Origin of the sequence: Xanthomonas arboricola, assembly GCF_002940665.1 — a bacterium.
Taxonomy (GTDB): Bacteria; Pseudomonadota; Gammaproteobacteria; order Xanthomonadales; family Xanthomonadaceae; genus Xanthomonas; species Xanthomonas arboricola_B.
The window spans coordinates 615,600-642,102 of the sequence record NZ_MIGY01000002.1 but is presented as its reverse complement, the minus strand read 5'-3'; the positions used below and the strand labels follow the sequence as shown (position 1 = coordinate 642,102).

The 26,503-nt window shown below is 60.8% G+C and carries 19 protein-coding genes and 2 other RNA genes; 6 read left to right on the top strand and 15 right to left on the bottom strand.

Annotated elements, in window-relative coordinates; all coding sequences use genetic code 11:
* Positions 1 to 7: 7 nt before the first annotated feature.
* From XarjCFBP7645_RS09885 to XarjCFBP7645_RS09865, 5 genes are read right to left on the bottom strand one after another with little or no spacing between them, the layout of a single operon-like run.
* Positions 8 to 514 carry a DNA-processing protein DprA gene (locus tag XarjCFBP7645_RS09885; RefSeq protein WP_104537348.1) on the bottom strand — a complete coding sequence of 169 codons (507 nt, stop codon included), beginning with the start codon at positions 512 to 514 and terminating at the stop codon, positions 8 to 10.
* Positions 511 to 3,846, bottom strand: a complete 3,336-nt coding sequence (locus tag XarjCFBP7645_RS09880; RefSeq protein ID WP_104537347.1) for an Eco57I restriction-modification methylase domain-containing protein — start codon at positions 3,844 to 3,846, stop codon at positions 511 to 513. Before XarjCFBP7645_RS09880 ends, XarjCFBP7645_RS09885 begins: the two co-directional genes overlap by 4 nt.
* Before the next feature lie 19 nt (positions 3,847 to 3,865).
* Entirely contained in the window at positions 3,866 to 7,246 is a 3,381-nt protein-coding gene (locus tag XarjCFBP7645_RS09875; RefSeq protein WP_104537346.1) for a helicase-related protein, read from the bottom strand.
* Positions 7,247 to 7,295: 49 nt separating this feature from the next.
* Positions 7,296 to 7,793, bottom strand: coding sequence for a GNAT family N-acetyltransferase (locus tag XarjCFBP7645_RS09870; RefSeq protein WP_104537345.1), 498 nt, complete (start codon positions 7,791 to 7,793; stop codon positions 7,296 to 7,298).
* A gap of 12 nt (positions 7,794 to 7,805) precedes the next feature.
* On the bottom strand, positions 7,806 to 8,069 hold the full coding sequence (locus XarjCFBP7645_RS09865; protein ID WP_042825944.1) for a DUF1778 domain-containing protein: 264 nt from the start codon (positions 8,067 to 8,069) through the stop codon (positions 7,806 to 7,808).
* Between the two features lie 189 nt (positions 8,070 to 8,258).
* Between XarjCFBP7645_RS09865 and XarjCFBP7645_RS09860 the strand changes: the two genes are divergently transcribed.
* A non-coding RNA gene (locus XarjCFBP7645_RS09860) (sX9 sRNA) lies at positions 8,259 to 8,333 on the top strand.
* A gap of 222 nt (positions 8,334 to 8,555) precedes the next feature.
* On the opposite strand, the gene XarjCFBP7645_RS09855 is transcribed toward XarjCFBP7645_RS09860, so the two are convergent.
* Positions 8,556 to 9,053 (bottom strand): 3'-5' exoribonuclease, encoded by a 498-nt coding sequence (locus XarjCFBP7645_RS09855; protein WP_104537344.1) that lies wholly within the window; start codon positions 9,051 to 9,053, stop codon positions 8,556 to 8,558.
* A gap of 793 nt (positions 9,054 to 9,846) precedes the next feature.
* On the opposite strand from XarjCFBP7645_RS09855, the gene XarjCFBP7645_RS09850 reads away from it, so the two are divergent.
* A complete protein-coding gene (locus tag XarjCFBP7645_RS09850) occupies positions 9,847 to 10,071 on the top strand; it encodes a helix-turn-helix domain-containing protein (RefSeq protein ID WP_104537343.1) in 225 nt (74 codons plus the stop codon).
* 64 nt (positions 10,072 to 10,135) lie between these two features.
* Here the strand turns inward: XarjCFBP7645_RS09850 and XarjCFBP7645_RS09845 are convergent, their stop codons facing one another.
* The 6 genes from XarjCFBP7645_RS09845 to XarjCFBP7645_RS09820 form a co-directional block, all read right to left on the bottom strand.
* Positions 10,136 to 10,633: a hypothetical protein gene (locus tag XarjCFBP7645_RS09845; protein WP_104537342.1), complete on the bottom strand. Its 498-nt coding sequence runs from the start codon at positions 10,631 to 10,633 to the stop codon at positions 10,136 to 10,138.
* On the bottom strand, positions 10,626 to 12,959 hold the full coding sequence (locus XarjCFBP7645_RS09840; protein ID WP_258079536.1) for a hypothetical protein: 2,334 nt from the start codon (positions 12,957 to 12,959) through the stop codon (positions 10,626 to 10,628). Before XarjCFBP7645_RS09840 ends, XarjCFBP7645_RS09845 begins: the two co-directional genes overlap by 8 nt.
* A complete protein-coding gene (locus tag XarjCFBP7645_RS09835) occupies positions 12,956 to 14,467 on the bottom strand; it encodes a site-specific integrase (RefSeq protein ID WP_258079535.1) in 1,512 nt (503 codons plus the stop codon). Before XarjCFBP7645_RS09835 ends, XarjCFBP7645_RS09840 begins: the two co-directional genes overlap by 4 nt.
* A 19-nt stretch (positions 14,468 to 14,486) precedes the next feature.
* Positions 14,487 to 15,707, bottom strand: a complete 1,221-nt coding sequence (locus XarjCFBP7645_RS09830; RefSeq protein ID WP_033837295.1) for a site-specific integrase — start codon at positions 15,705 to 15,707, stop codon at positions 14,487 to 14,489.
* 156 nt (positions 15,708 to 15,863) lie between these two features.
* A complete protein-coding gene (locus XarjCFBP7645_RS09825) occupies positions 15,864 to 17,657 on the bottom strand; it encodes a transmembrane repetitive protein (protein WP_104537340.1) in 1,794 nt (597 codons plus the stop codon).
* A 13-nt stretch (positions 17,658 to 17,670) separates the two neighbouring features.
* Positions 17,671 to 18,270 carry an NfuA family Fe-S biogenesis protein gene (locus XarjCFBP7645_RS09820; protein ID WP_104537339.1) on the bottom strand — a complete coding sequence of 200 codons (600 nt, stop codon included), beginning with the start codon at positions 18,268 to 18,270 and terminating at the stop codon, positions 17,671 to 17,673.
* Between the two features lie 89 nt (positions 18,271 to 18,359).
* Between XarjCFBP7645_RS09820 and XarjCFBP7645_RS09815 the strand changes: the two genes are divergently transcribed.
* Together XarjCFBP7645_RS09815 and XarjCFBP7645_RS09810 are read left to right on the top strand one after the other, a co-directional pair.
* Positions 18,360 to 18,716: a 4a-hydroxytetrahydrobiopterin dehydratase gene (locus tag XarjCFBP7645_RS09815; protein WP_104537888.1), complete on the top strand. Its 357-nt coding sequence runs from the start codon at positions 18,360 to 18,362 to the stop codon at positions 18,714 to 18,716.
* A complete protein-coding gene (locus XarjCFBP7645_RS09810; RefSeq protein ID WP_104537338.1) occupies positions 18,713 to 19,135 on the top strand; it encodes an energy transducer TonB in 423 nt (140 codons plus the stop codon). Before XarjCFBP7645_RS09815 ends, XarjCFBP7645_RS09810 begins: the two co-directional genes overlap by 4 nt.
* A gap of 4 nt (positions 19,136 to 19,139) precedes the next feature.
* Here XarjCFBP7645_RS09810 and XarjCFBP7645_RS09805 read toward each other — a convergent pair.
* Positions 19,140 to 19,215: non-coding RNA, sX9 sRNA (locus XarjCFBP7645_RS09805), on the bottom strand.
* Between the two features lie 331 nt (positions 19,216 to 19,546).
* On the opposite strand from XarjCFBP7645_RS09805, the gene zupT reads away from it, so the two are divergent.
* Positions 19,547 to 20,365 carry a zinc transporter ZupT gene (gene zupT / locus XarjCFBP7645_RS09800; RefSeq protein WP_104537337.1) on the top strand — a complete coding sequence of 273 codons (819 nt, stop codon included), beginning with the start codon at positions 19,547 to 19,549 and terminating at the stop codon, positions 20,363 to 20,365.
* 114 nt (positions 20,366 to 20,479) lie between these two features.
* On the opposite strand, the gene XarjCFBP7645_RS09795 is transcribed toward zupT, so the two are convergent.
* Positions 20,480 to 21,466 (bottom strand): RluA family pseudouridine synthase, encoded by a 987-nt coding sequence (locus XarjCFBP7645_RS09795; RefSeq protein WP_104537336.1) that lies wholly within the window; start codon positions 21,464 to 21,466, stop codon positions 20,480 to 20,482.
* Positions 21,467 to 21,876: 410 nt separating this feature from the next.
* On the opposite strand from XarjCFBP7645_RS09795, the gene XarjCFBP7645_RS09790 reads away from it, so the two are divergent.
* Positions 21,877 to 25,623, top strand: a complete 3,747-nt coding sequence (locus XarjCFBP7645_RS09790; protein ID WP_104537335.1) for a ribonuclease E/G — start codon at positions 21,877 to 21,879, stop codon at positions 25,621 to 25,623.
* Positions 25,624 to 25,785: 162 nt separating this feature from the next.
* On the opposite strand, the gene XarjCFBP7645_RS09785 is transcribed toward XarjCFBP7645_RS09790, so the two are convergent.
* Positions 25,786 to 26,433 (bottom strand): response regulator, encoded by a 648-nt coding sequence (locus tag XarjCFBP7645_RS09785; RefSeq protein WP_016904564.1) that lies wholly within the window; start codon positions 26,431 to 26,433, stop codon positions 25,786 to 25,788.
* Positions 26,434 to 26,503 lie beyond the last annotated feature (70 nt).

The following is a 26,503-nucleotide window of genomic DNA, read 5'->3' as shown; positions in this document are numbered from 1 at the left end:
CGAAGCCTCACGTGACTTCGCGCATCAAAGTCCTTAGTGGACTGTCATCCGATACGAAGGGGACAACGCTCTCGGCAGCCAGTGCCAGCACCAGCTGGTTGCGCGCAAGCGCAGTGGCGCGGGTGGTGCGCGTTACGACAGGCGGGCAAGCGCTGATGACCAGCATACGGCCCGCCGCCAGTGGTTCGGATTCTTCAGGTGTGGGCCGGTAGTCGGTTATGCCACGCGCAAGCACCTTGACCGCGCGGCCCCGGCGGCGCAGAAGGGATTTGAGTGCCTGTTGCTCCAGCGGGGAGTGAAAGCCGCTGACGACGGCGCGGCCGGCCTGCACCCATTGCGGCACGAGTTCCAGCGTTTCGAGAAAAACGTGGCCGGGGCATTCGCGGGAAGCGATGAGGCCGAGCAGCGGCTTGGCCAGCAGCGCCGTATCACCCACGCCGACGATTCGCATGGCGATTTCAGGGCTGACGCGCTGGGCGCAGTGGGCTGGCAAGGTGACGGGCGCGGGCTTCATTCTTCGTCGCCGGCGCTGCCCATACGGTACTTGATGTCGTAGTTGATGATGAAGTCGGTTTCTTCTGCACTGAAATTGAAGGCGTTGGCCACATCAAGATCAATATTGTCGATGAAGCGCTTACTGCGCTTTGGAATGATGCATTCAATCTCAAGCTTGTCGTGGCGGAACTTCATCTGCCTGGTATCAGCCGTCGCCCGCAAATTTGTCATCAACTCGTCAGCATGTTGATTGAGCCGCGTTGCCAAATCAGCATTAGCGTGTAAAGCGTCAGGAAATGGCATGGCATCAACTTCTCGCTTATTGAGATGCCGGCAATCGGAAAAAATTGTCATGAACCAATAAAAGAGGTTTGAATTGAGCAAAGCAAGAGCAGATTGCTTCTGGGCAGGAGCGGAGAATGTCAACGACTTGAATTCGCTTGGAGGACGAAGGTTGCCGTCGCCGTCGACAACGCGCGGCTGGAAATTGAGCACTTGCAAGAAGTAGCCGACTTTGCGGGAGAAATTTATAGAGTGTGGCCCAGTTCGTACTGTCCTTCCGCCAACCGTCATGGAAACAGTTGCGAGCTTGGAAAGGATTGACAGCTCCAATGAAGACATCAGCTTCGGAATTGAATTCTTGACTATGCCCTCTTTTGCCGAAACGTAGGCAAGTCGCTCAAACAAGCTTTCGCGCTCTTGGCTGTTCCACTTATGATAGCGCGTTGAGAACCAAGAAGGCTGGTTATCGGACAGAAGAAAAATGACGAGTCTGATATGTTCAAGACCATCAAACAGTCTAGAGGGGCGATCGTCGTAGCAACTGACATGAACCCGCTTGTTTCGATAGCGATCTTGTAGAGAGCTATAGCCATCGGTCGAAATAGAAGAAACGGGAACGATATACCCCTGTCTTCCTCCACGGCCGCAAATAGACAAGCACCGTTCAAGCACCACCGGGTAGACGTTTCCGCAGTCTGTGCATGCATAACCGCGAAGTTGATACTCACTGACTTCTTTAAGCTGTATATATGGCGGATTCCCAATCACCACATCGAAACCACCCTCACGCATCACACCGTAGAACTCGGCGAACCAGTGAAATGGCTGGTGGCTTTCGCGCCATTCCGCAAAGGCCTTCTTCTTGTCAGGATCAATGCCGTAGTCTTGGGCCAAGTATTTGTCCAGCTCCAGGCTTAGACCATTCAATTTATCGCGCAGGCGGCGCTTGTCATCCGAGGTTACCTTGCCACCGTGCACGGTCTGCTGCTCGCGGAAACGGTCGAACAGATCGGCCAGGTCGGCAGTGCTGGCCTTGATTTCTTCACGATGTTTCTGGTCACTGGCCAAGTTGTTGGCCGTATCGAACTGCGCTTCGGTGGCATAGCCCACCAGCGTATTGCCTGCGCGAATGTTGAAGTCGATGTCCGGCAGGGGCTCCAGGTCGCGCCCGGTATCCACCTGCGAAACGAGCTTGAGGAAGAGGCGCAACTTACAGATTTCCACCGCTTCGGCCATGATGTCCACGCCGAAAAGGTTGTGCAGAATGATGTTCTTGTAGATGTAGTAGCGGCGCGAGGGATGCTTGTCCACCTCGATAAGCACCTTCATAAAGTCGGCCTCACCAGTCTTGCCGAGTTTTTTAGCATCCTCGACGAAGCTTTCCATCCGATCCAGGCAGGCTTCGTACAGTGGCTCCAGCACGTTCAGCGCGGCGAACAGGAAGGCGCCGGAACCGCAGGTGGGGTCGAGCACGGTGATGCCATGGCGGAACCTCTCGTTGGCCTTTTCCGGTACGCGGCCGACGATGGCCTGCCACACGGCACGCAATAGGTCGGGGCTGCTGCTAGTTTCCACCACGTCCTGCATGAACTGGCGGATGTCCAAGTTCAGGGTGATCAGATCGTCGGCAGTCTTGATCTCGCCATGCGCTAGTTTATCGCGCATGGCCAAGCAGCGACTGCGTCGCTCCGCGTATTCGCGCCAAGTTTCAGTAGGCAGCGTGCCGCGTTCGCCAGTGGACGTGTGGAACGCGGCTTCGCCCAGGTTGTAGCGGCGCTCGAACATGCGCGCTTTGGCGTCTTTCATCCCGGCATGCACGAAGTCCGGCAATACGCTTTCAGGCACGACATCGCCGTTGGCATCGATGACCCCGGTTTTCATGGCCGGGTAAAGATAGCGATCGGGTTCGGTCTTGAGCAGGTTCCATACCGAGGTATCACCGTCGAACGCGACCTTGCAGCGTTCGCGCGCCTGGTCCAGCAGGTGCGGAATAACGGTGTTCTTGCTGATGTACTCGGTGATGTCTTCCTTGGTGTAGTACGCCCCCATCTGCTTCTGGTTGATGTACTTCTCGAAGATGTAGCCAAGTACGTCGGGATTGATCTCCTTGCCGCTGGATAGTGGATGGTCGTCCAGATGCCAGTCCCAAGCGTCGAAGAAGGCGAAAAGATTTTCAAACGCTTCGTCGGGCACGTCCAGACCGGGGTTGGCTTCTTCCAGTTCGTGTAGCGAGAACAGGCCGCCGTTGAGGTAGGGCACGTCGCCGATCAGCTTGGCGAGTTCGGTGTTGCGTTCAGCCTTAGCCTGACCCAGCCCTTCGTGGAACAGGCGACGCAGGAACTGGCGGTAGAAGCTGTGGAACTTACCCTTGCCTGCGGCGGCCCGCACCTGCTCCATGCGGCTGCCAAGATAGTTCTCGTCGCCGTCTAAAAAACCTTTCTTCTGGATGAAATAGACGAACATCAGCCGGTTTAGCATCAGCGAGGCATACCAGGCCTGATCGGCTTGCGACTTCAAGCCTTCGATGAACTCCGCAAAGACCTCGTGCTGGGTCTTGAATTTGTCGTAGAAGCCCTTCGAAATCTTGTCCCGGTCGAAGGCGTTACGCAGGCCGGTGATGACGTCGGTGAGGGTGATGGCCTCTTCTTCTTCCAGAGACCACACAATCTGTGCAAGCTTCTGTCGCAGCGATTCACCGCTTTGTCCTTTGTGCCAGGTGTGCGTTCGTGTGGTGGCTGGCTGGCCTGGTGTGCGCGAGACCCATAGCCAAGTCATCGTGCTCTGTTCGGCATCCGCAAAGACCAGAAGGTGCTCATGGGCGATCTTGGCGGTTTCTTTTTCTATCTTCAGTAATACCGGACGCGCAGGAATCTTGCCCATGCTGTCAGGCGAACAGCGAAACACCGCCACGCCGCGTTTGTGCGCGACTTGCATAAGCGTGAAGGCTTCACCATTGACCGCAGTGGCTTGCGGTTTGAGCGTGGCGCGTTCCCAGCCGAGTTCGTTGAACAGCGACTCCAGTTTGAATTCGCCGAGCAGCTTCTGAAAACGGGCAGCATCAATGGTCATACTCAGTTCCCTTGTTATTTCAAGCCAACCCCATAGAGCAGATGAGTTTTGGCTCGCGCTGCTGGTCTTGATCGTCAATGACACACAGCCGCCCATCTTCTCGCAGTGAGAAGATCAGGTCGATCAACTGGTGATCCCCGATTCCTGCTTTTATTTGTCGATTGATGCTATCGGTAGCGGATTGATAGAGTGGATAGCGGTAGATTTCTTCCATCACTCGGTCTATGCGACGCACGTAGTCCTCGGTAACGAATAGATCACGCGTGTTGCCGTGGCGTTCGCGGAAGCGTTTGATGCGTTCGAAGGCCTTGAAACGAGCGCCGGAAGGGCGACCGAGCGCACCGCCAGAGGATGTTTCTTCCTGGACGATGTGCGCTAACCCTTGTTGCGTGAGGGTGTGGTGGTGCTCGGTGCGTGGCAGAGCCTGGGTCTCGGCATTGCACGCGGCAGCTTTCAGGATGGTGAGCTGGGATTGGGTAACTGCCTCGCCGGCTTCATCCATCCAAGCAAGCGCGTCGTTGCCCTGCGCCGTACGCATATAAACCAAAGCGCCTTTCGGTGAGGCTGGGGAGGTTATGTGCGCTTTGGTCGCATAGACTACATTGGCCATCGCTTCAATCTTGGCGGCGAGCGACGGATCGGCATCCGTGGCGTTCTTCCAGATTTGATAAGCATACGAAGCCAAATCGACCTCGCTGTCGCCATCGTCATCGAGGATGCCGTTCTTTTCGGTATAGAGATCGCGAATCAGCTCTTCATCGGTTTCATCGTCGAAGAAAGTTTCATCCGAACCAACAACCTCGGCATTCTGGATCAGGCGTTGCCTGACCCTCGCGCGGAGATTGATCAGGCGCTCCACGCCGTCAGCAGGCACGAAGGAGTAGCACAGGATGGAGTCGGACTGCTGGCCAATACGGTCCACACGGCCAGCGCGCTGTATCAAGCGGATAATGGCCCAAGGCAAGTCGTAGTTGACGATGATGTGGGCATCCTGAAGGTTCTGCCCCTCGGAAAGCACGTCGGTGGCGATGAGCACGCGCAGCTCATCGGCCTTGCTGACTTGATTGCGCTTGTCATTCGATTCTGGCGAAAAACGCCAGGCAAGCGATGTGGGGTCGGCGCTCTGGCCGGTGGCCTCTTCTATCTGTTGAATGCCGCGTGCGACAAGCTGTGCTTTGAGATAGCGGGCAGTGTCAGCGAACTGGGTGAATACGAGAAGTTTGTCTTTCGGGTGCTTTTGGTTGATGAGTTCGATCAGGGAGGCCAGCTTGCTGTCTGCATCTGCCTTCCAACCCCCGCATATGGCCAGCAATTCCAGCAACGACTGCGCATCGGCTTGCAGATCGTTGGCCAATGCCTTTATGAAAAGTGAGCCTGGCAACCATTTGAACCGACTCTTGAGTGGGCCGCTATAAGCCTCGTACGCCTTTGCAGCACGTGCGCGGTAATCTGCTTCCATGCGCAACCCGTTGGTGGCGGCGATATCTGACGTGTCCTCATCGCCGTTGTCGTCAGTCAGCAGGCTATCTCTGTCTTCGTCGTAGTGCCGAGTGTCGAGCAGTTCCGCACCTTGCGTTCCCAACGGAATATCGAGTCCATTTTCGATGGCATGCAAAACAATGAAATTTCGCAGGATGTGCCGTTCGATGGACAGAATGAATGCCGGGCCGGCACTTTCAAGTCGCTTGAACAGATTAGTGCGACAGAAACCCATCAAGCGAGTACCGGCACGCGACAAGCCCTCGATGACCTGTGCTTGATTCTGTGTGGGCGGCGATTTCGGCCTTGGTGCGATGTAATTACCCAACCCATAGCGCGGCAGGATCAGTTCATTGATCGCATTGACGACCGGTTCGCTGTAGAAGCGCGCATAAGGATCGCCGGGATTGGCATCGTCAATCTTGAAGGAGAGGTTTTTTGGCAGTCGTTTGGGGAAATAGGATTTCCGCCCATCCGAGAACAGGAGGTATTTTCCGCGTACGTCTTCCTGGGCGTAGTGCTGCATGATGAAGCCGCGGGTACGGCGCACCATATAAAGGCGCATAAGGTCGCGCCAGTCATCCGGGATATCACTCTTTTCGAATGCTGCTAGAGAGCGCACGCCACATTGATGGCGACGGATGAATTCGTGCTCTCCACCTAGTTCAGCCAGCAGCTTTTCCGGCCGGATACCGATGTCGGCATCTTCGTTGAGGAACAGCGCCAACTGCGCCGAAAGATCAAGGTAGGTCTTGTTGTACGGTGTTGCCGAAAGAAGAACGGTCAGGCTCTCGTTTCGCTCGATATATTCGCGGATGACCTTCCAGCGCCGGCCTTCCTTGTTGCGCAAGTTATGTGATTCGTCGATCAGAACCAATCGATAACGCCGCGTCTTCTCCGGCAACTCGGTGATGACCCTGGATAGTGGCAGCACCTTTGCATGCAAGCTATATCGATGTGCGTAGTCTTCCCACATCGACACCAGATTCTTGGGGCAGATGATCAGCGTTTCAGTGTGGTAGTCGTCCTCAAAAACCTTGGCCAGCGCGGTGGCCATCATCGACTTTCCAAGGCCGACGACATCGCCAATCAGGACGCCACCGCGTTTGTTCAAGTGATGAGCGGCAATCTTGACTGCCGCCACTTGGAAGTCGAACAACGTATCGCCGAAAACAGAAGGAATGCGGAACTCGGAAAGGCCAGCCCGCGCTTCCTGCGCCAAGTGGTATGCCATCTTGAGATAGACTTGGTAAGGCGGAACCAAACGTTCCCCTGCCCAACTCTCATCGATGATGTCGGCAAGTTCTTTGGAAATATCGAGACACCAGCGATCACTCCAGCGATCCTCGAACCAGGCGACCAGCTTGTTGCACGCGTCATGCTCCAGCACGTCCACGTTTAGCTCTCCCTGCTTGGCCAGGCCGGCCGCCGTAAGGTTCGAGCTCCCGAGGAAACCTGTTACAGGATTGTTAGCGTCCTGCCGGTGCAATAGATAGAGCTTCGCGTGGAGTGGGTGACGCAGATAGACCTTTACAACCAGCTTCCCTGCACGGATTTGTGCGGAGAGCTGCTGAAGCGCGGCTTCATCATTGTTGGTTGGTGCCCCGAACGTCAGTTGCTCGCGAAACTCTTCAGCGATCCGACGCTTCTCACGAAGCGCTGTTTGGTTGTCGAGTAGTTCCTCGCCTTCTCGCGTGCGAAGCGCCTGGCGCAGTTCATCGCTTGGGGAGACATGCATGCCAACCAGAAGGCGGCAGCACTGCCCGTCGCCGCCGGCCCATCGGTCCACATGGGCGGCCAGATGACGCCAACCACGCAAGTTGAAGTAGCCTACACAAAAGTCAGCGCGCTCGGCGACTTTCAGCGTTTCCTGCAATGCGGGTAGTAGTGGTTTTTCAATATTGTCGAAAATGCGCGGCATAGCTTCCCCTAGAGCAATCACTTAAATGGCGTTGGTCCCGTCGACACGATCACGGCGCGATCATCTTCCCCAACGACAAATACAACGTATGCGAATTCGCCGCGCCTTCCCGGAAGCCATAGGCGCGATAGAAACGGGCGGCCTTCTCATGCAGTGCATCCACAAGCAGCACGCGCACCCCAAGTTGCTCGCGCAGCCCCAGGCAGCGCGCCACGGCATGCGCAAGCAGGTAGTCACCGTGCCCCTTACCCTGCTCACTGGCTGAGACAGCCAGCCGCCCCATCCGGATCGCCGGCACCGGGTAGTTGGGCAGGTGCTTGCGATCCGCCTCCTGCAAGTCGGTCAGCAGGAGTTGGGCAGCGGACAGGCTGTAGTAGCCGAGGATGCAGGCCGGTTTTGTGTCATCCACTAGGACGTGCGTAGTGCTGATGCCGGCGCGATGGTGCTGGGCGGCCTGCTGCTGCAGGTAGGCATCCAGCGTGGGCTCGCCACACGCAAACCCCTCGCGATCATGCCGCTTGGGTTTGAGTTGCTCGACAACGAGCACGTATTAGGCCTGTTAGACCTGCGCGACGCGGGCGAGGGCTTTCTTCAGCTTGGCGTTGGCCTGGAAAGGAGCATCCAGCGCCTTGAGGAAACGTCGGGACTCTTCCGATGACAGGGTGACGGTCAGTTCCGCCGCCATGACGTTCTCAGCTTCGCGCAGTACCGCATCACGCACGAAAGCGGACAGCGGCACGCCTCGCAGATCGGCGGCGCGGGTAATACGCGCCTTGTCCGTGGGGTTAAGGCGTAGATCGAGACGGGCGGCGGCAGTGGTCATGGTGGCTCTCCTTGTACGGAATAATACCGTACAATGGCCGCAAGTCAAATGCCGGTTCGGGGCTGCGTCGCAGATCGCTGGCCGTTGCGGCCCGCAGAGAGATGGTGCGCCAGCGTGCAGGGTTCTAAGAGCAGCTATCAAAACTGCTGCGCAGCCGCCAGGCGGGCGCGGCCGGTGCTCGGAATCGGCATGTACCCACGTACACTCCGGTTCCTCCGCGCCGTCCGCACCCACCTGACGACTGCTCGCTACGTTTTGTTAGCCGCTCTAAGCTCTTTAATGGATACCTGATCGACGGCGTCGCTAACTCGCCTCGAACTTCGCACTGACGCCACCAAGGATGCTGTGGCTGCGTGTGCAATTGTAGAACCCCTCTATGTAGTCAGACACATCACAGCCCCAACAACCAGTTCGCGATGAAGCGGCGGCCTGACGGACCAGCCGATGAACCTGCGCGAGAAAAGGGGCTCCAAAAGCCCTGGGTTCTCAGCTGTTTGTTCTCAAACTAAGCCACGCATCCCGAAGCACTCGTGCATCAACCAGCGCGTGGTGCCTATGAGCCGCGACCATTGGATCGGTAGAAAACCTGGCTTCTATAGCCGCTTGCAATGAATAGCCGGTAGCCAGTTGCATTTCAAAATCTGGCGCAGGGCCTAGATCCATTCTCTCGCTGGCCAGTAGGCCAGTGCCATCCAGTGCACTACGAAATAACTCGAAGTCCAGCGGATAGTCTGCGACAACGATTGGGTTTGATGCGGCACCAACGAAATTGCGAAGCGCCCGGGTTAGGGCTAGGGCACTCATTGCAGCTACGCCACGCTCCAGGAGCGGGTAGACAGTCTGCTGCACGAATAAGGGCGCAGGTGCAGGAAGCTGCTCGCACTCGGCATAAAAGAAGCTCGACCCGTCTTCGCCGACCAAGGCGATGCTAACCAGTTCCGCCTCAAGCACATCTGCCCATTCGCAATCCAGGAATAATCGCATGCACTTCCTACTATTCGATGATGCTTAATCGAAAAAAGAACTAGCCATATCCATTCGGAAGATCTCCGGTCCACAGGGTCATTTCGTGGCCATTGTGGTCGAGGATCCTCATTGCTCGAAGCTCCGGGTGATTGTCTAGGATATGAGAGAGCTCGTGTAGCACTGCGATAGGTACTGCGCTCTCTCCAAGCCAAGTCACATCAGAACGCTTGCGCATCTTCTCGAGCCCTTCAAGCGCCTTTATGTCCCTAGCGTCGTAGTCGCTGACTTCACCCTTCAGCCTGAAAGGGAGTACATCTGCGCTTAGCCGCTGATCGTCGACCTTCGACTGGCCATCGGAATTTGGTGGCTCATTTGTCATGCGCGTTGCCCCTGTGTATATCTCGCGCGACGCCGGATAGGTCCATAGCTGTCGAGGAATTCTCCCATCGCACTTCTACGTTGAAGCACGTCCGCCGGTAGATCAATCCCGAGCTGTTTGGCAACTGAAGTTGCAAAGGAGATTTGGGCCGGAGTTGGCGTCTTGAGATCCCAGTCTAGACAGTCAAGAAGAACAGGAAGCAATCGTCGGGTGACTTGTGCCACGAAGATCTCGCGCTCTGGCTCGTGCAAGAGTCGAGCCCACTGCTCGTGAAGTGCAGCAAGCACATGATCCGGAGCTTCAAATTGGATAAGGACGTCAAGTTCAGAATCGAGCAGTAGAAGCGGCATGGGCTGGCAATCGACTGATACATATATGTAGTCTACCTATGAGGTGGTAGCTACAGAAGTAGCAAGGCCAAATCCTTGTCAGATGACTGACGACAAGTTTGCCGCTCGATTGGGCGCCGCCCTGCGTAGCCTCAGGAGTTCGGCTGGCCTTAGCCAAGAGGGGTTCGCGGACTCAATTTCGATGCACCGGGCGTACTACAGCTCCATCGAAAGAGGCGAGAAGAACATCACCATAGGGACCTTGGCACGCCTCGCCGATGGGCTAAAGGTCAAGGTCTCAGAAGTTCTCGAGCTTGCCGGCTTGTAGTGGTCATCCGGCGTCGCATAGATCTCTCGCGACCGGGCGCCAAATTTTTCTCACGCTGGCATAGTCAGGCTTCAGGCTTTCCATTGGTCCTGCTCGGGACACGCAAAGGAGTTAGGTCCGCGCTGGGAAGGGCACCAAGTTGCGCCAACTTGTTTCTCGAAGCTTGGTAGGACTCATAGAATTGCGACCACTTGCTGAAACCGCCCAGTTCGCCGACGGCACGGATCATCGCGACGTGGGACGCCGTTAGCAGGGCGACCTGCGATTCGAGCTCGGCGATGCGCACGTCGCGATCTGCCAGGGCACTGGCCGCAGCGACACCGGAGAGCTTGCCCGGCCTGCCACGCCAACGACGGAACTCGGCTTGCCGCTCCTGATACTGCGCAAGCATGTGGCTGCGTTCGACGCTCCGGGTGATCGAAGATGCCGCATTGATTCGCGGATGTAATCGCGCAACGGCCCGAGCGGTAATGTCCTCGTCGCGCGAGAGCAGGTTTTCCAGCACTCGGCGCATTTCTGGATCAGAATCGGATCCGGTTTCTTTCAAGCTGTCGTTATCCATCCATGACTCCGGTGCGGCGAGGAAGGGAGAGGTCGGGACCATCGGGAAATGGCTTTTCGCCTTGCTTGGCCGCCAAGAGCGTACGCACGCCGTCAAGCCGAACCCTGGCATGCTGAATCTGGTTCGTGCGACCGATGCTCTTTGATGGTTTGGCCTCAGCGGTCCCGACAGCCGCGGCAAGCTTGAGTTCGAGCGTCTGCAGGTGACGGCGGTTCTCCGGCAAGTTAGTTGCCGAAAGGTGGCGGCAGCCGGAAAAGCACTCAAGATGCTTTGGACACGGATCGACAGTGAAGCTGTTCAGGAAATGCCCGTAGGGAGTCGCGTGAAAACCGTCCGCTTCAACCTTCAGGAACTCGAACGCGGCGGTGTCACCCTCGGTGCTCTGGATCTTCTTGAACGCATCCACGATTGGACCGCTGGCTTTCCCGGATTGGATCATCTTCGCGACAGTGCTGGCTTTCTCGCCGAGCGCCATTTCCACGTCTGCAGGCAGTTCGAGTTGATCCAGCTCTTCCGCCAGGCTGCGATGATCGTACTCGTAGCTTTGGGCCATGCTGCGGCGATTGAAGCGTTTGGAGATGATGGTGTCGGCCACGCCGAGACGGAAAAGCTCGGTGTTCTGTAGGTGACGCAGGGTGTGGGAGGTGAGTACCAGGTCCTTGTCGTCGTCAGATTGCCCATACCGTTTGAACAACGTGTCACGGGACTTCTGCTCGCCAAGGGAAAGATTGACCAAGCTTGTATCAGGCCGACCAACGGAGACGTATCGGGTGACATCGCAGACTCCATTGTTTCGCTCCTCAGCCAAGGATCGTTTCGGATGCAAGAAAAGAAATTCCCAGGAAGCAAAGCTGCGATCGGTCAGACTGAAAAGCTCGGTGTCCGGCAACTTTGAGCCTGCCGCGACACGAAGGTAATTTTCAAGATCTCCGATTCTCACGAAGACCTTGCTCATGTCGCGCCTTCCGTTGGGTGAGACTGCCCTGCCTTCAACGTCTCTCAGCACCAATGCGCCACCATCTTTGGCCTCAAATCGCGCCATCCGGCGAAAGTACATGCGAGCGGTCGCACTCATTTCACCTTGAAAACTAGCGTTCAAGCTCTCTTGAACCTTGTGGAGCTCGTCGAAGCAATCAGCAGAATAGTTCTGACGGCACTTATGCATCCAATACCGCTTTTTGTCCTCGGCCAGGTCTAACCAGAAGGCGTTTCCGGAGAGGCGGGTGTAGATTTTCGTGGTCGGCACCAGCTCACTGAGCGCGAAGTCTGGCAAAACCCGCCCTGTTTCAGTCTGCTTCCTCAGCGTGTTTCGTAGCGGGTTGGTGATTGCCGCAGCACGGGTCAAGGTCTCGCTCACGATCTCCTCGAACATCTGGGGAACGTAATGAGTCCTGGCGATGAGCACCTTGCTATCAGCATTCTTTGCCTGCTGCTTTTCGGCGAAGTGTCGGATCATGAGCGATTGGGAATACCCACCTAGCTCCCCGGCAGGCCGCTGCTTCGAGTCGTAGTAGTGCCGGTCCGTTCGCCACTCAGCGGGAAGGAGCGTGGCCTCTCCAATTCGGAAGCCCGTCAAGATCATGATCCGAATGGCTGCAAAGCGCAGTTCGTCCACGAAGGTCTGGGGCTGCTCGGTCATGACGATCCGAACCAACTCCCAGAACGCGCGACGTTCGGGTAGGCGCTCAGCGCGTTTGCGTTCTTCCAGGTTGTGCCGAATCTCCGCTTGAGAATTGAGAAATTTGGACCGCCGAGTGGCTCTGGGCTGGAGACGGGCGGCGGCGAGGGCAGGGTAGAGCGGTCCCACATCGGCCAAGTGGTTGGTATCAAACAACACCTTGGTCAGTCCCGCGATCAAGTCGCCAAGCTTGCCGGATGCCTGGATGCTGTTGCCGGTACGAACCGCGAGAGCCATCTCGTCAACAGTGACACCCCACGGCTCGGTGCCTCCCGCGCATGTAGCGATCACGCGCAAGGGACGTACCACGTTGTTGGCGATGTGACCGAACGAATTGCGGCGAACAAATAGCTGCTCCATGACGGCAGCTTTGATGAGGTCTTGCCATGCGGGCGAAAAAGTGCGAGCAGGCAGAACCGGCAGCCCGTTAGAAGAGTGGGCTGCGTTGAGCGCCTCAAGTGCCGAACGTTCCGAACTGAAGTGGCGCAAGCGATGCTTGGGTGCGACGCCTCCTGCTAACGCAGTGAGGTCCCAGTCATACCCTTTGATCGCCGTGCCGCTCTGGTCCAGAGGAATTTCCCAAGGAACCCCATGCGTCGCGGCCAGCTCCATTCCGAGCTTGATGAAAGCGGAGAAGTGGGGATTCAAGACGGCGCACCTTCGAGCTCAACCACCACTGCCTGAACCTCTGCGATCGTCCGTTCAAGCTGTAGATAGGCCGGCGAAACCGCGTCGCCACGGGATGAGTCATGGAAGAACCGCGCCACACCCCGAAAGTCGGCTAGAACTCTCGAGTGCATCTGAACGTCGTAAATCGGCATGAACTTTCGACAGCCATAACAGGACAAGATCGGGTTGTAGGGGCACGCAGCCTGTCCGGAAGTGCATCCACCGATCCCCGTGATGGGAACACCATGTGGCGCTCCGCCGATCTGCTGAGACTCCTTCAACTGAGCGAGCTCTTCTGGACCGATAAACCGATCGTGGGCGATCCGAGCCACGCGCTGATAGATCTCGGAGATTCCCAGTGCCTTGTTCACCCGCTCAGCCTGGTTGGCTGATGTTTCGTAGTACACGAGCGCAGTCGTCACATCAGAGTGCCCAAGGAACTCGGCCAGTTCCTCTTGGCTTGCGCCGGCGTCAACGAGGCGTTGAGCGGCTGTGTGCCGCAGATTGACGGCAGTCGCGCCGAGCTCGAGCAGATCGCGAAGTAGAGAGCTGATACGACGACTTGCTTCATTAGCGGATGTGGCGCCGAACACCCTAGCGCCCGCATCATCACCATCAGCCTGAAAGCGCCGATCTATCTCGACGAAGAGAGGGGTCCACTCGCGCTTCACTCGCCTAAGCAGCGGCTTGGTGGCACTGGAACTACGCTGCTTTGCCATGCGGAATGTGATGTGGACGGACGCAAGCATGTCGACGCCTTCTCGACGAACTTTTACGTCATTAAACGTGAGCATTGCAATCTGAACCGGTCGCATTGCGAACTGGTACGCACAAAGCAACATTGCAGCGTCTTGCACATCTTCGAGAGCCAGCAACGACTTTTCGGCCTGGATCGCCGCTTCATCCAAAAACCGAACTACCGCAGCTTCATCGCCCGCCGAAATAAAGGCCTCGCCGGACCGAACGACGGCGTATTTGTCTTTGAAGGGGAGGGGTAGGGCGGATATGACGTCGTGATAGGAGTCAGCCCATTGGTTGAGTCGATATTTGCATAGCAGTCGAAGGATCGATTTCGCGCACGCGTACGCTTCCGCCGGCAGGCCGCGTGCAGAAAATGCCGCCCAGAACGATCCTATTTCTGTTGGTGCCACCCCCAACAAATTGACGATTCCTGCCTCGCCGATTGCCTTGCTGCCAAGGGCGTACTTGCTTGCCGACGATGGAGCCAGTCCTTCACCCAGGAGGTACAAGAAGACGTGTTTTATCAACAGGGCGAGTTGCTCGGGCAAATGATCAAAACCAACTTTGACAACGCGGCCATCGATATGGACCGCAAAACATTTGGCAGTGGTTGGATCTCGAATTGATCGTTGCTTTTCGTCGAAATCGTCGTAGTACCGAATCACCGGAGGCAACAACGGTAGTTGAGCAAATATTTCGTGAGCCCCAGCTTCCAACTGCCATTGAACATTTTCACTTCTAGCCATGTTGCGCTCCAAGCGTGGCCTAGGACGGGATTGCTCTTAGAACCGCAACTCTCTCATCTAGCGCGTCGTTCCAGACTGACGAGAGGCGATCTTCAAACACTGCCCGGGCGTAGCGAACTGGCATCTGTGACTCTCGGGACCAACCGAAGAAGGCGCGCAACTTCTGCAGGGCTTCGTCCATCGAGTCCCCTTGCTGGAGCAATTGATTCAGCCGCACCACCGCGCACGTGTGGCGGAGGTCATGGGGTGTGACGGACTGTTTTCCGCTGCGGTCCTTCAATTCTTGGCGGATCGACGGTGGCAGGCAGGCGGATACTTTTGCGAACATCTTTGTCACTGATTCTGTCGACAACGGGCTGTTTTGCTGTGTGTTCAGCAGGAAGGCGTGACTTGGCTTTCCTCGATAGTTTTCGACGTAGGTTTGGATCAGCCCAGCGATCGCGTCACTCACCGGCAGTTGACGGACCGAACTCGCCGACTTGATGCTGGGCCTGGAGTACCTCGGATCATCATCGTCGTCGGAATATTGGCTTTCTTGCACGTTCAACCAGCAACGGGATCGCTGCTGTCTTTCATCAAAGGCGTTTTTGATCACGTCCGCGGTAAGGAGCAGTAACTCGCCGCGTCGAAGGCCTTGGTGGAGCATCAACAGGAAGGCCACGAAGGCGAGCCACCGGGTATGCCTGCGTGGAAAGGGATTGCTGGCAGATGATGGGTCCAGGACTTCGTATAACGCCTGGACTACGCTCGCCGGCAGCGATCGGACCTGATTCGTGTGCCTGCTTTGACGGATGTGCAGTTGCCTGTAAAGATGGGACAAGCGATGCAATCGGGCCTCGATCTGTCGGAGGCGGTCGGTCGAGAGCGTTGTCTTGGACAACCAAGTAACGATCGACACGACGAATTCAAGCCCAGCTCGCCAGCGCGACTCGTCCGCTGGGCCCACGGAGGGTTGATTTCGGATCGATATGAACCAGGACTCCAGGATGTCGGCGAGCACGGCATCGTTCAGGCTGCCCAACGCGTCATCTAGCGCATGGCTGCCAAACAGACGGTCCGCATGACCGTACAGATTCTCGATGTACCGAAGTTTCTTGATCTGGCTGGATGCGGCGAGGTCGTGGTTGGCCATCAAAGCCCAAACGCCAGCCCAGTACCGTGGCAACCTTTGAACATCATCAATAAGCAAGGCACCGCGTAGCGAGCTTGGAACCAGAGGATCTGTGAGCAGGCAGAGCATAGGCAGATCCCAACAAGCCAAGCAACCTGATTTGTACCATTAATCCTGCTTACTGTTGCGGTCAAAAGGAGCTAAAAGCGGTCCTCCATGCAACACTAAGGGAAGTACCACTTTTTCGCATAATGTATATTATGTCAGAAGCAGATTGGCAGCCAACTACCTCAGAGCCCCATCGTCTTCCTGCAGCTCCCCCTTGAACGGCACATCCGGTGGCGGTCTGGCTGTTGCCGGCTGATCGTTGAGGTTTGGGTCGCTCAGGCCGCAGCCGCCGCCGAACTGCAGCAGCGACACCACGCAGCTTATCTTGGTGGTTGTGCCCGGGATCGGGATCTCGATCTTCTTCAGGCCGCGCCGTACCCATTCCTGCAGCAGCGACTGGTTCGGCATCCAGTACTTGTCCAGCGAGGTCGGCGTGTAGCCGTACGGCGGACGCTTGAGCCAGGTGCCGCCCTGGGCGATCTGGTCGCGGGTCCAGGTGTCCGTTTCGCTGCCCGGCGGTCCGCGGTCGCCGGCGCCGTTGCCGGCATCGCCGGCTCCGGCGGCGACGTGAACGCTGCCGTCTGCGTTGAACATGCCGTTGCGCGCTCCATCGGCGCCTGTGGTTTCACCGGCGCGATGACGGTCGGATTTGCTCCAGTCGTCTGCATTGGACGCAACATCCCAGCCGCCCCTGCGGTCTGCTGGCGCCGGGCCGGCATTACTGGTCGCCGGCTTGGTTGCGGCTGCCGCCGTGGTGCTGCTGGGTTGCGCCGATCGCGCCAAATTCGCCTGTGCCTGATTGGGCTGCGTGGACGCCGCCGATGGTTGCGTTGCCGCAGCTACCGACGTCGGCGCTGGAGTCGTCGGCGTCTGCTGGGCTGGCCCGGCCGGTGCCGGTTGGGGCGTCGGGTCCGGCACGCTTGGCAACTCGGCCGTTCGAATGGCCACGTCAGGCATGCGCACCGTCGGTGTGATCTGGCGGCTGCGCACCGATGGCGCAACGACCTGGGGCCGGTCCAGCACGACGATCTCCCGCTCGCGCACCGTCGGTGCGTTGGCAGTGCGCATCGCGACGGTCGCTGCGGGACGCTGCAATTCGCGCAGTTGCGGCTGCTCGGTCACGGTCTGGATATCGCGCTGGCGCACCTCGATCTGCGGCGCCAACGGCTCGACCGGACGCGGAGCCGCCGTAATCGTCGGCGGTGGCGGTACGACGAAGTCGTTCGTGGCCACCGGTGTTTCGGTGACCTGCAGCGGCGATTCGATCGTGACCGGCGGCACCTGTACGGTCACGCGTGGCACCTCTGGGGCCACCGGTTCGCTGGCAGCGGCAGCCACCGGTTCCGGTGCAATGTCCTGGGCCTGGGGAGCATTTGAAGGAGGATCGACGGACTCGACAGGCGCAGGCTCCGACGGCGCGGCGCTCGATACGTTTGGCCTGCCGGTCGCAGCGGATGCACCGGACGGCGGCGCCGAAGCCGCATCGCCCGAGGCGGCCTGCGCAGCGTCAGCGGGCTGCCCTTGCCCACCGCCCTGCTCTGCCGCACCGTCGCCGATGAAGGTCATGCGCACCCGCGATTCGTCGCCGGTCTTGGTGTCATCCGGCGCCCAGCGCACCGTGACGACCCAGATCAGCAGTGCGATGAAGCCAAGGTGGATCAACAGGCTGCCGAGCAGCGCCAGCCAGTGTTGCGGTCGCTGGTCTTTCGGCCGCGGCTCCCAGTGCTGCCACCACAGGCTGCGAAATGCCTGGAACGGCGACAACAGCAACGCCATGCCAGCACCTGCAGGCGGCGCTGGCCGTGCCAGCAGCACCCCCATCACCTGGTCATCGTCGAACGCAGCCGCCGGCCCGATGCGGCTGCTCATCCAGGTTGCCCAGCCGTAAGGTAGACCGGTACGCCGATCCAGGATGAGCTTGCCCGGCATGCGCGCGCGCAGTGCCTGCAGCAGATCGGCGGCCGTGGTCACCGGTGGCGCGGAATCAGGCCGCGCTGTCGCGCGGGATATACGGCGCGTCGCCGGTGGCGTGGTCGGTCGCGTCGCGCACCGCAATCACGCCGGGCACGCGCCCCATCAGGGTCTTCTCGATGCCCTGCTTCAAGGTCACATCGGCCATGCCGCAGCCATGGCAACCGCCACCGAAGCGCAGCAGCACGACCCCCTCTGCCGAGACCTCCTGCACTGCCACACGGCCTCCATGCGATGCCAGTTGCGGGTTGATCTCGTTCTCCACCACCCAGCGCACGCGCTCCACCATCGATGCGGAATCGGCCGGCGCTTCGCCCTTGATCTTGGGCGCCTTGATGGTGAGCTGCTGGTTGCCGGTGGACTGGGTGACGTAGTCGATCTCGGCGCCATCCACCCAGGGCACGCTGGCGGCGACGATATACAAGGTGAAGCCGTCGCAGTCGATCGCCCATTCGTCGCCGCTCAGGTCCGCCGGTTCGGCAAACTCGAGCCGGGCGTCGGCACGCGGGGTGCCCGCGTCCACCGCGCTCAGGCGCACGCCCATGCCAGGCACGCCTTCGCGTTCGATGAGCTTGCGGAAATAGCTTTGGGCTTTGTCGGATATCTGGATCATGCGGGTTATTCTACCGCTCAATGCGCCTGCGCTCATGGAACACCGTGATCCTGAGTGAACGCGCCGTCCGCCACCCCTGCGAGACCGTCATGACCGATCTGATTCCCCTGGAGCACGCCCATTGCTTGCCGCGCAAGGGCAGTGACCACAAGCTCGGCGACGCACGCCTGGCTGAATTGCTGCCGCAGGTACCGGGCTGGGAGCTGGCCGAAGTGGGCACCGCGATCACCCGCACATTCCGCTTTGCCGACTATTACCGCACGCTGGCCTTCGTCAACGCGCTGGCGTGGATCGCCCACCGCGAAGACCACCACCCCGACCTGGGCGTGCATTATGACCGCGTGGTGGTGCGCTATTCCACCCACGATGTCGGCGGATTGAGCGAAAACGACTTCATCTGTGCGGCCAAGGCCGCCCAGCTTTACGATCAAGGAGCCACCCCATGACCCTGTCTCGCGCTGCCCTCGCCGGCCTGTTCATTGCCGTCGGCATCAGCGGGTGTGGCAAGTCGTCGCAGCAGCCTGCCGCACCGGCGGTGGCACCGACCGAACTGGCCGCCTTGAAGACCCCCCCGCCGGAATACTCCCCGCAGCTGGCCTGTGCCGGCATCGGCGGCACCTCCGTGCTTCGGGTCGTGGTCGGTGTCGAAGGCACCCCGACCGAGGTCTCGGTATCGCAAAGCAGCGGTCAGCCGGTGCTGGACGAAGCAGCGCAAAAACGCGTGCGCGAGTGGAAATTCCGAGCCGCCACGCGCAATGGCCAGGCAGTGCCGCAGACGATCCAGGTGCCGGTCGCGTTCAAGCCACCGGTGCCGCGGCCGGACGAATGCTTTGCCATCGAAGAGCGTGCGCGTCGGGGCGGATAAGAGCGGCTAACAAAACGTAGCGAGCGGTCGTCAGCCGGGTGCGGACAGCGCACAGGCGCCGGAATGCACGAGTGGTACACGCCGATTCCGAGCACCGGTCGCGCCCGACTGACGGCGTCGCGGTAGTTTTTAAGCCGCTCTAAGCCGCCTTCGACGCATTGCGCGAAGAGCGGCCGCGGCAACTCGCCGGCGCGCAGCGCTGGGCGCGACGAACAGCCCGCATCAACTCCGGGTACCAGTGCGCTTGCGTGGTGGCAGCGTGCACTTGCCGTGGTTGTCGCGTTAGACACCACGCGTTCGTCATCCAGGCATGGCCATCCTGCAGCCGCAGTGTGGTGATGCAAAGAGTGCGCAGCAGCAGTCGCCACGCCCCCTGCCGGGTAGGCTCTATTCCACGAGGTCGTGCGTCACATGCTCGAAGTGTCATCCCACAATGTCTGGACCGCATTTGCGGTCACGCTGGCCGCTGGCCTGGCGACCGGACTCGGCAGTCTGATGGTCGTGTTCTCCAAGAAGCCCAACCCGCGCCTGCTGGCGTTCGGGCTGGCATTCGCGGGCGGCGCGATGGTGTACGTGTCGCTGTCGGAGATTCTCAACAAGTCGATCGCCTCGTTTTCCATCGCCTACAACGACAAGCTCGGCTTCACCTTCGGCACACTGGCGTTTCTGGCCGGCATGCTGTTGATCATGGTGATCGACCGCCTGGTGCCCAACCCGCACCAGAGCCTGTCCAGCGACGATCCGCTGTTCCGCGACGACAACCGTGCCTATATCCGCCGGGTCGGCCTGATGACTGCCATCGCCATCACCGCGCACAACTTCCCCGAGGGCCTGGCGACCTTCTTCGCCACACTGGAAAGCCCCGCAGTCGGCATGCCGCTCGCGTTCGCCATCGCCATCCACAACATTCCCGAGGGCATCGCCATTGCGGTGCCGGTGTACTTCGCCACGCGCAACAAGTTCTATGCCTTCGGCGCCAGCCTGCTCAGTGGACTGGCCGAGCCGATCGGCGCCGGCATCGGCTACCTGGCCTTGTCCAGCGTGCTGTCCGAAGCGGTGTTCGGCACGGTCTTCGGCCTGATTTCCGGGGTGATGGTGTTCCTGGCGCTGGACGAGTTGTTGCCGGCGGCCAAGCGCTACGCGCAGGGCCACGAGACGGTCTATGGCCTGGTGGCCGGCATGGGCACGCTGGCGATCAGCCTGGTGTTGTTCCGCTTCGCCACGCCGTAGCGCCCGGCCGAGCCGCGGCCGCCGACACGACGACGCCAGCACCGCCCGGGTACGCCGGCAACGTCCTGGCGGCTTCAATCGGAATGGAAGCGTCGCCGCAGCGCAACGGCGGCCTTAGCGCCCCAGCCGGTCCAATGCCTCGGCCAGCTCCGGCGCCAGCAGTGCGCTCAGCACATAGGGCGTCTTGCCGGCATCCAGCGTGAATTCCAGCGAAGCGGCGTGGAGGAACAGGCGCTTCAGGCCGAGCTGGTCGCGCAGGCGCTTGTTGACCTCCGCTTCGCCATACTTGTCGTCGCCAGCCACCGGGTGCCCCAGGTGCTGGGCGTGCACGCGGATCTGGTGGGTGCGGCCGGTTTCGATGCGGACTTCGCAATAGGAGTGCCCGCCGCGTCGCTCCAGCAGCTTGAAGTGGCTCAGCGAGGGCTTGCCGATCGCATTGACCTGCACATGCCGCTCGCCGCCCTGGCGCAGCCCGATATGCAGCGGCGCATCGACCGTCATTACGCCGTCCGGCATGCGGCCGACCAGCAGGGTCAGATAGCGCTTGGTGATGCCGCGACCGTCGACACGGTCGTCCTCCCGTATCAAGGCCTGCAGTTCGGTCAGCGCCGAACGTTTCTTCGCCACGATCAGCAGGCCGGAGGTATCGCGGTCGAGCCGGTGCACCAGTTCCAGGGTCTGGTTCGGTCGCAGGGCGCGCAGGGTTTCGATGGCGCCGAAGCTGATCCCGCTGCCGCCATGGCTGGCGACTCCGGACGGTTTGTTGAGCGCCAGCAGGCGCGCGTCTTCGAACACGATTGCCGCTTCCAGCCGCGCCAGGAACGACGACGGTGGCGCCGCCTTGTCGCCCTCTTCGGCAACGCGCACCGGCGGAATCCGCACTTCCTCGCCGCCCTCGAGCTTGCGCTCGGCCTTGGCCCGCCCGCCATTCACCCGCACCTGGCCGCTGCGCACCAGCTTGTAGATCAGGCTGCGCGGCGCGCCCTTGAGCTGACCGAGCAGGAAATTGTCCAGCCGCTGCCCAGCACGGTCTTCCGGAACTTTGAGAATGCGCACACCCACACGGTCGGTGGGCGGCTTGGGGGGCTGGTGGTCGGTCATCCGGCTCTTTATTCTGTTACACTCGGCGAGCGAGATAAGGGTTTGATTTCGTTGGAAGTTGATTGGCCAGAAGCCTGCCTTCCGATGATTCCGGCACAGTGCGCGACCACCGCCCCCGGGGCGGCCATGTTAGCGGCTCACCGGCCTACCCGGCCATCGCCGGCGGTTTCCAACCGTCGCGCTGAACATGTCCCGTGCGCTGCCCCGGTCCGTCCGGACGCGGCTGCCGGCCCTGAAACACCTATAAAACTTAAGACAAGCGCTCCCGCGGCCTGCCGTGGTGTTGTAGCGCTGGAAACCCTGGTCAGGCCTGTCCGCGCGTTGCGCGAAGGGCCGACAAGCTGTTCCAGAGGCGAAACGTCACGGCGTTCCGCGCGGTAGAGCGCGAGAGGAACGCAACAATGAAGCGAATGCTGATCAACGCAACGCAGGCCGAAGAGCTGCGCGTGGCGATTGTGGACGGCCAGACCCTGTACGACATCGACATCGAACAGCCGTCCAAGGAACAAAAGAAGTCCAACATCTACAAGGGCCGTATCACCCGGCTCGAGCCCTCCCTGGAGGCGGCGTTCGTGGACTATGGCGCCGAGCGCCATGGCTTCCTGCCGCTGAAGGAAATCTCCCGCGATTATTTCCAGGCTGGCGTCGACCACAACAAGTCGACCATCCGCGAGCTACTGCGCGAGGGTCAGGAAATCGTGGTGCAGGTCGACAAGGAAGAACGTGGCAACAAGGGCGCCGCCCTGACCACGTTCATCTCGCTGGCCGGCCGCTACATGGTGCTGATGCCCAATTCGCCCAGCGCCGGTGGCGTCTCGCGCCGGATCGAAGGCGAGGACCGTGCCGCGCTGAAGGAAGCGCTGGACAAGCTCGACATCCCCGACGACATGGGCGTGATCATCCGCACCGCCGGTGTCGGCCGTGACGCCGAAGAACTGCAGTGGGATCTGGACTATCTGCTGCAGACCTGGAAGGCGATCGCCGAGGCGGCGCTGAGCAAGCCGGCCGCGTTCCTGATCTACCAGGAATCGCGCCTGATCATCCGCGCCCTGCGCGACTACCTGCGCGCCGACATCGGCGAAATCCTGGTCGACACGCCGGAGCTGTATGCCGACGCCCAGGAGTTCATGCAGCAGGTGATGCCGCAGAGCCTGCGCAAGCTCAAGCACTACACCGACGACATCCCGTTGTTTAACCGCTTCCAGATCGAATCGCAGATCGAAGGCGCCTACGAGCGCAACGTGCGTCTGCCGTCGGGCGGCTCGATCGTGGTCGACCAGACCGAAGCGCTGACCGCCGTGGACGTGAACTCCTCGCGCGCCACCAAGGGCAGCGACATCGAAGAAACCGCCTTCCAGACCAATCTGGAAGCGGCCGAGGAAGTGGCCCGCCAGCTGCGCCTGCGCGACCTGGGCGGCCTGGTGGTGATCGACTTCATCGACATGGCCTCGACCAAGCACCAGCGCGAAGTCGAAAACAAACTGCAGAACGCGCTCAAGTACGACCGCGCACGCGTGCAGCTGGGCCGCATCTCGCGCTTCGGCCTGATGGAAATGAGCCGCCAGCGTCTGCGTCCGAGCCTGGGCGAATCCAGCCAGATCGTGTGCCCGCGTTGCGATGGCCATGGCCGCATGCGCAGCGTCGAGTCGCTGTCGCTGTCGATCATCCGCGTGGCCGAAGAGCACGCCATGAAGGAAAACACCGGACAGGTGCTGGTCCAGGCCCCGGTGGAGATCGCCAACTATCTGCTCAACGAAAAGCGCAGCGCGCTGCGTGAGATCGAACAGCGCCACGAGTCGCCGATCATCATCGTCGCCGACGAACAGCTGCACACCCCGCACTACGAAGTCACGCGTCTGCGTGAGAACGAGCTGGGCGAAGACAGCGGCAAGCCGAGCTACCAGCGCGGCACCCCGCGCAAGTTGCCGGTGCATGCGCTGACCAAGGCACAGTTGAACATCCCCGCTGCGCCGGCAGTGACCTCGATCAAGCCCAGCCAGCCGGCTCCGCTGCGGGAAGAGGCCCCTGCCCCGGTCGCCGCAGCAGCACCTGCACCGGCTCCGGTCGCGCCACTGCCGCTTCCCGCGCCGGTGACCGGCGTGGTCGGCTGGCTGAAGCGCATCTTCGGTGGCGTCGAGCCGGTTGCGCCTGCGCCCGAGTCGACCCAGCGTCCGCGTCAGAACGATGCCGGCCGCAGCAACCGCAACGAGCGTAGCGATCGCGGCGGCCAGCGTCGCGACGGCCGTGATGCCCGCAATGGTGGCAACGGCGGCAATCAGCACCGCGGCAATGGCGGCAACGGCAATGGCGCCAACAAGGAGCGTCGTGACGAGCGTCGCCAGCCGGCCAATGGGCAGGCTGCGCAAAACGGCGGTCAGGCGCAGCAGGTGCAGGTGCCCAAGCCGCCGCGCAACGAGGCACAGCAACAAGCCAAGCAGCCGCAGCAGGCCCAGCAGCAGAAGCAGAAGCCGCAGAACCAGCCACCGCGCCCGCCGCGTGCAGCTGCCCAGCCGCAGGACGGCGCGCCGTCCGAGCGGCAGCAGCGCCCTGCGCGTCAGGACGAAGGCACTGCCTCGGCGCAGACGCTGACGTCCACCGCTGCAACCGCAACGACTGCAACCGTGGTCGCGACGATTGCCGACACCGCAGCACCGGCAACGCAGGCTGCGGCAGCTGCGGTCACTCCGGCGCACCCGGTCGAGGTCATCGTGACCGAGTCGCAGGCCGATCGCGGCACCGACGCAAATGCTGAGGGCCAGGCACCGGAGGCCGCAGGCGATGATGCGGCAAATGGCGAAGGCGGCAGCCGTCGTCGTCGCGGTCGTCGCGGTGGCCGTCGTCGCCGTCGCGGCGCTGGCGCAAACGGTGAAGGCGGGACTGGCGTCGATGGTCTGGAGACGGACGATCTGGACGGCGATGCCGAGAGCGATCTCGATGGCGACAACGAGAGCGACGATGCCGGTGCGCAAGCCCACACGTCGGCTGCCCCGCGCGCCGGTCAACCGGAGTTCGACTTCGACGACGACGCGAGCACGCCGGCGGTATCGGCACGCGCCAAGCCGGAATCCAGCACCCCGGCCGCAGTGAAGCCGCGCCCGGTGCCGAAGGAACGGGCGGAAGCGCCGCTGGCGGCCGACACGGCGTCGACCACGGCGCCGGTTTCCAATGCCACCCCGTCGTTCGAGCAGCAGGCTGCGACTCCGGCAGTCACCGCAGTCGAGCAGGCACGTGGCGATGCATCACCGGCGGCTTCTTCGGCACCAGTTGCAACCGCCGCATCGGCCAGCACCACGGCGCCAGCTGCATCGGCAGCGGCTGCGCAGGCTTCTGCCGCTGCGCCGACGGCTTCGCAAGCGCCTCAGGCTCCGGATGTTGCGCAGCAATCGGCCACCTCGCCGGCTCAGGCGCCGGTTGCCGCTGCGACTCCATCCGCTGCCTCTACACCGGTTGCCGCCTCGGCTCCGGTCGCAACGCCAGCCGCGGCTCCTGCAGCTCGGCCGGTCGAGCGTGCTGCTCCTTCGGCCGTGCGTTCGCCCGAGCCGGCTGTGCAGTCGACGCCGGTGCCGTCGGCATCTGCCGACATTGCAGCGCCTGCAATTGCTCGGCAGGAACAGGCAGCACCGGTTGCCGCCGCGGCGGCAACGCGAGCTGATACGGTGAAAACCGACGCAGCGCCGGCAGCTGTCAGTGTGCCCAAGCCGCTCGCTGCTGCGCCTTCCAGCGCGCAGGCGGACGTCGTGACATCCAAGCCGCCGCATGCCGAGCCGTCAGCGCCGGCAAGCCCGGCAGCCGATGTTGCTGCGACGTCCACCACCACGGTGCCGCAGACCTCGCCGTCTGCCGACGCTGCGCCGGCACGCAAGCCCTACGCCCCTGTGCAGACCACGCTGCTTGACGCATTCGCTCCGGCCGACGCAACAGCAGCGACTACGACTGCGACACCGCCGCAGGCCGAAGCGCCGGTGCCGTACAAGGCGCCCGAGCGGCCGGCAGCGGTCGCGCCCGCGCTGTCTGCAGACGCCAACGAGCAGACTGCCGACAAGCCGAAGCAGACGGTCGTCGTATCCGAGGCAACGAAGCCGGCAGATGCAGCGCGCAGTGGCGATGACGCGCAGGAGCAGCAGGACGACATCAACAAGCCGCGTGGCGATCACTGATCGTTTCCCAGCCGGTTGAACCCGCCTGAGTGAATACAGGCGGGTAGTGTCAAACAAGGCGGCCTTCGGGCCGCCTTGTTTTTGTGTGCGGCAGTGTCATGCCGCTACTGGATGACCAGGTTCTGACTGCTGCATCTGCAAGATCGAACCCGAGGGCGTGGCTTACAAGGTACGCGCCGGATCGGTCAGGCCGTACTGATTGGCCAGACGCGCCAATGCAATGTTGTCCTGGATGCCGACCTTCTCGAACAGTCGCGCCTTGTGCGTGTTGATGGTCTTGGCACTGAGGTTCAGGCGCTTGGCGATGTCTTCCTGGCGCAGGCCCTGGGTCAGCAACAGCGCGACCTCCAGCTCGCGCGGCGATAGCGCGTCGAAGGGCGAGCTGCCCCCTTCCAGGTTGGACAGGGCCAGATTCTGCGCAATGGTGTTGCCGAGATAGCGCCGGCCCAGTGCGACTTCGCGTACTGCACGTAGCAGTTCCTGCGCATCGCCGCCCTTGCCGACATACCCCGATGCACCGGCTTCGAGCAGGCGCTTGGGCAATGGGCCATCTTCCAGCACCGACACGATGATGACGCGGGTGCCGTAATCGCCTTTGACGATGCGCTCGGTGATCTCCAGACCGCTGACACCGGGCAGGTGCAGATCGCACAGCACGATCTCGGGCTTGAGCTGACGAATTTGCGGCAAGGCCGCCTCCCCGCTCTCCGCTTCTCCCACCACATCGATGTCCACTTCCTTGGACAGGATCATCTTCATGCCGGTACGCACGAGTGCATGATCGTCGATCAGAAAAACTCTGATGGTCATCCTTGTTGTCCTCGCTGTGCGGCTGGCTGGTGCAGCCTATCTCCGTGAATAATTCAGGGCAAGCTCGATG

What these genes read in the sequence shown, in the direction of transcription:
- XarjCFBP7645_RS09875 (WP_104537346.1), bottom strand. Translation starts at nt 7,246, where the DNA reads ATGCCGCGCATTTTCGACAATATTGAAAAACCACTACTACCCGCATTG.
- XarjCFBP7645_RS09880 (WP_104537347.1), bottom strand. Translation starts at nt 3,846, where the DNA reads ATGACCATTGATGCTGCCCGTTTTCAGAAGCTGCTCGGCGAATTCAAA.
- XarjCFBP7645_RS09835 (WP_258079535.1), bottom strand. Translation starts at nt 14,467, where the DNA reads ATGGCTAGAAGTGAAAATGTTCAATGGCAGTTGGAAGCTGGGGCTCAC.
- XarjCFBP7645_RS09790 (WP_104537335.1), top strand. Translation starts at nt 21,877, where the DNA reads ATGCTGATCAACGCAACGCAGGCCGAAGAGCTGCGCGTGGCGATTGTG.
- XarjCFBP7645_RS09810 (WP_104537338.1), top strand. Translation starts at nt 18,713, where the DNA reads ATGACCCTGTCTCGCGCTGCCCTCGCCGGCCTGTTCATTGCCGTCGGC.
- zupT (WP_104537337.1), top strand. Translation starts at nt 19,547, where the DNA reads ATGCTCGAAGTGTCATCCCACAATGTCTGGACCGCATTTGCGGTCACG.
- XarjCFBP7645_RS09845 (WP_104537342.1), bottom strand. Translation starts at nt 10,633, where the DNA reads ATGGATAACGACAGCTTGAAAGAAACCGGATCCGATTCTGATCCAGAA.
- XarjCFBP7645_RS09815 (WP_104537888.1), top strand. Translation starts at nt 18,360, where the DNA reads ATGACCGATCTGATTCCCCTGGAGCACGCCCATTGCTTGCCGCGCAAG.
- XarjCFBP7645_RS09865 (WP_042825944.1), bottom strand. Translation starts at nt 8,069, where the DNA reads ATGACCACTGCCGCCGCCCGTCTCGATCTACGCCTTAACCCCACGGAC.
- XarjCFBP7645_RS09785 (WP_016904564.1), bottom strand. Translation starts at nt 26,433, where the DNA reads ATGACCATCAGAGTTTTTCTGATCGACGATCATGCACTCGTGCGTACC.
- XarjCFBP7645_RS09830 (WP_033837295.1), bottom strand. Translation starts at nt 15,707, where the DNA reads ATGCTCTGCCTGCTCACAGATCCTCTGGTTCCAAGCTCGCTACGCGGT.
- XarjCFBP7645_RS09885 (WP_104537348.1), bottom strand. Translation starts at nt 514, where the DNA reads ATGAAGCCCGCGCCCGTCACCTTGCCAGCCCACTGCGCCCAGCGCGTC.
- XarjCFBP7645_RS09850 (WP_104537343.1), top strand. Translation starts at nt 9,847, where the DNA reads ATGACTGACGACAAGTTTGCCGCTCGATTGGGCGCCGCCCTGCGTAGC.
- XarjCFBP7645_RS09820 (WP_104537339.1), bottom strand. Translation starts at nt 18,270, where the DNA reads ATGATCCAGATATCCGACAAAGCCCAAAGCTATTTCCGCAAGCTCATC.
- XarjCFBP7645_RS09855 (WP_104537344.1), bottom strand. Translation starts at nt 9,053, where the DNA reads ATGCGATTATTCCTGGATTGCGAATGGGCAGATGTGCTTGAGGCGGAA.
- XarjCFBP7645_RS09795 (WP_104537336.1), bottom strand. Translation starts at nt 21,466, where the DNA reads ATGACCGACCACCAGCCCCCCAAGCCGCCCACCGACCGTGTGGGTGTG.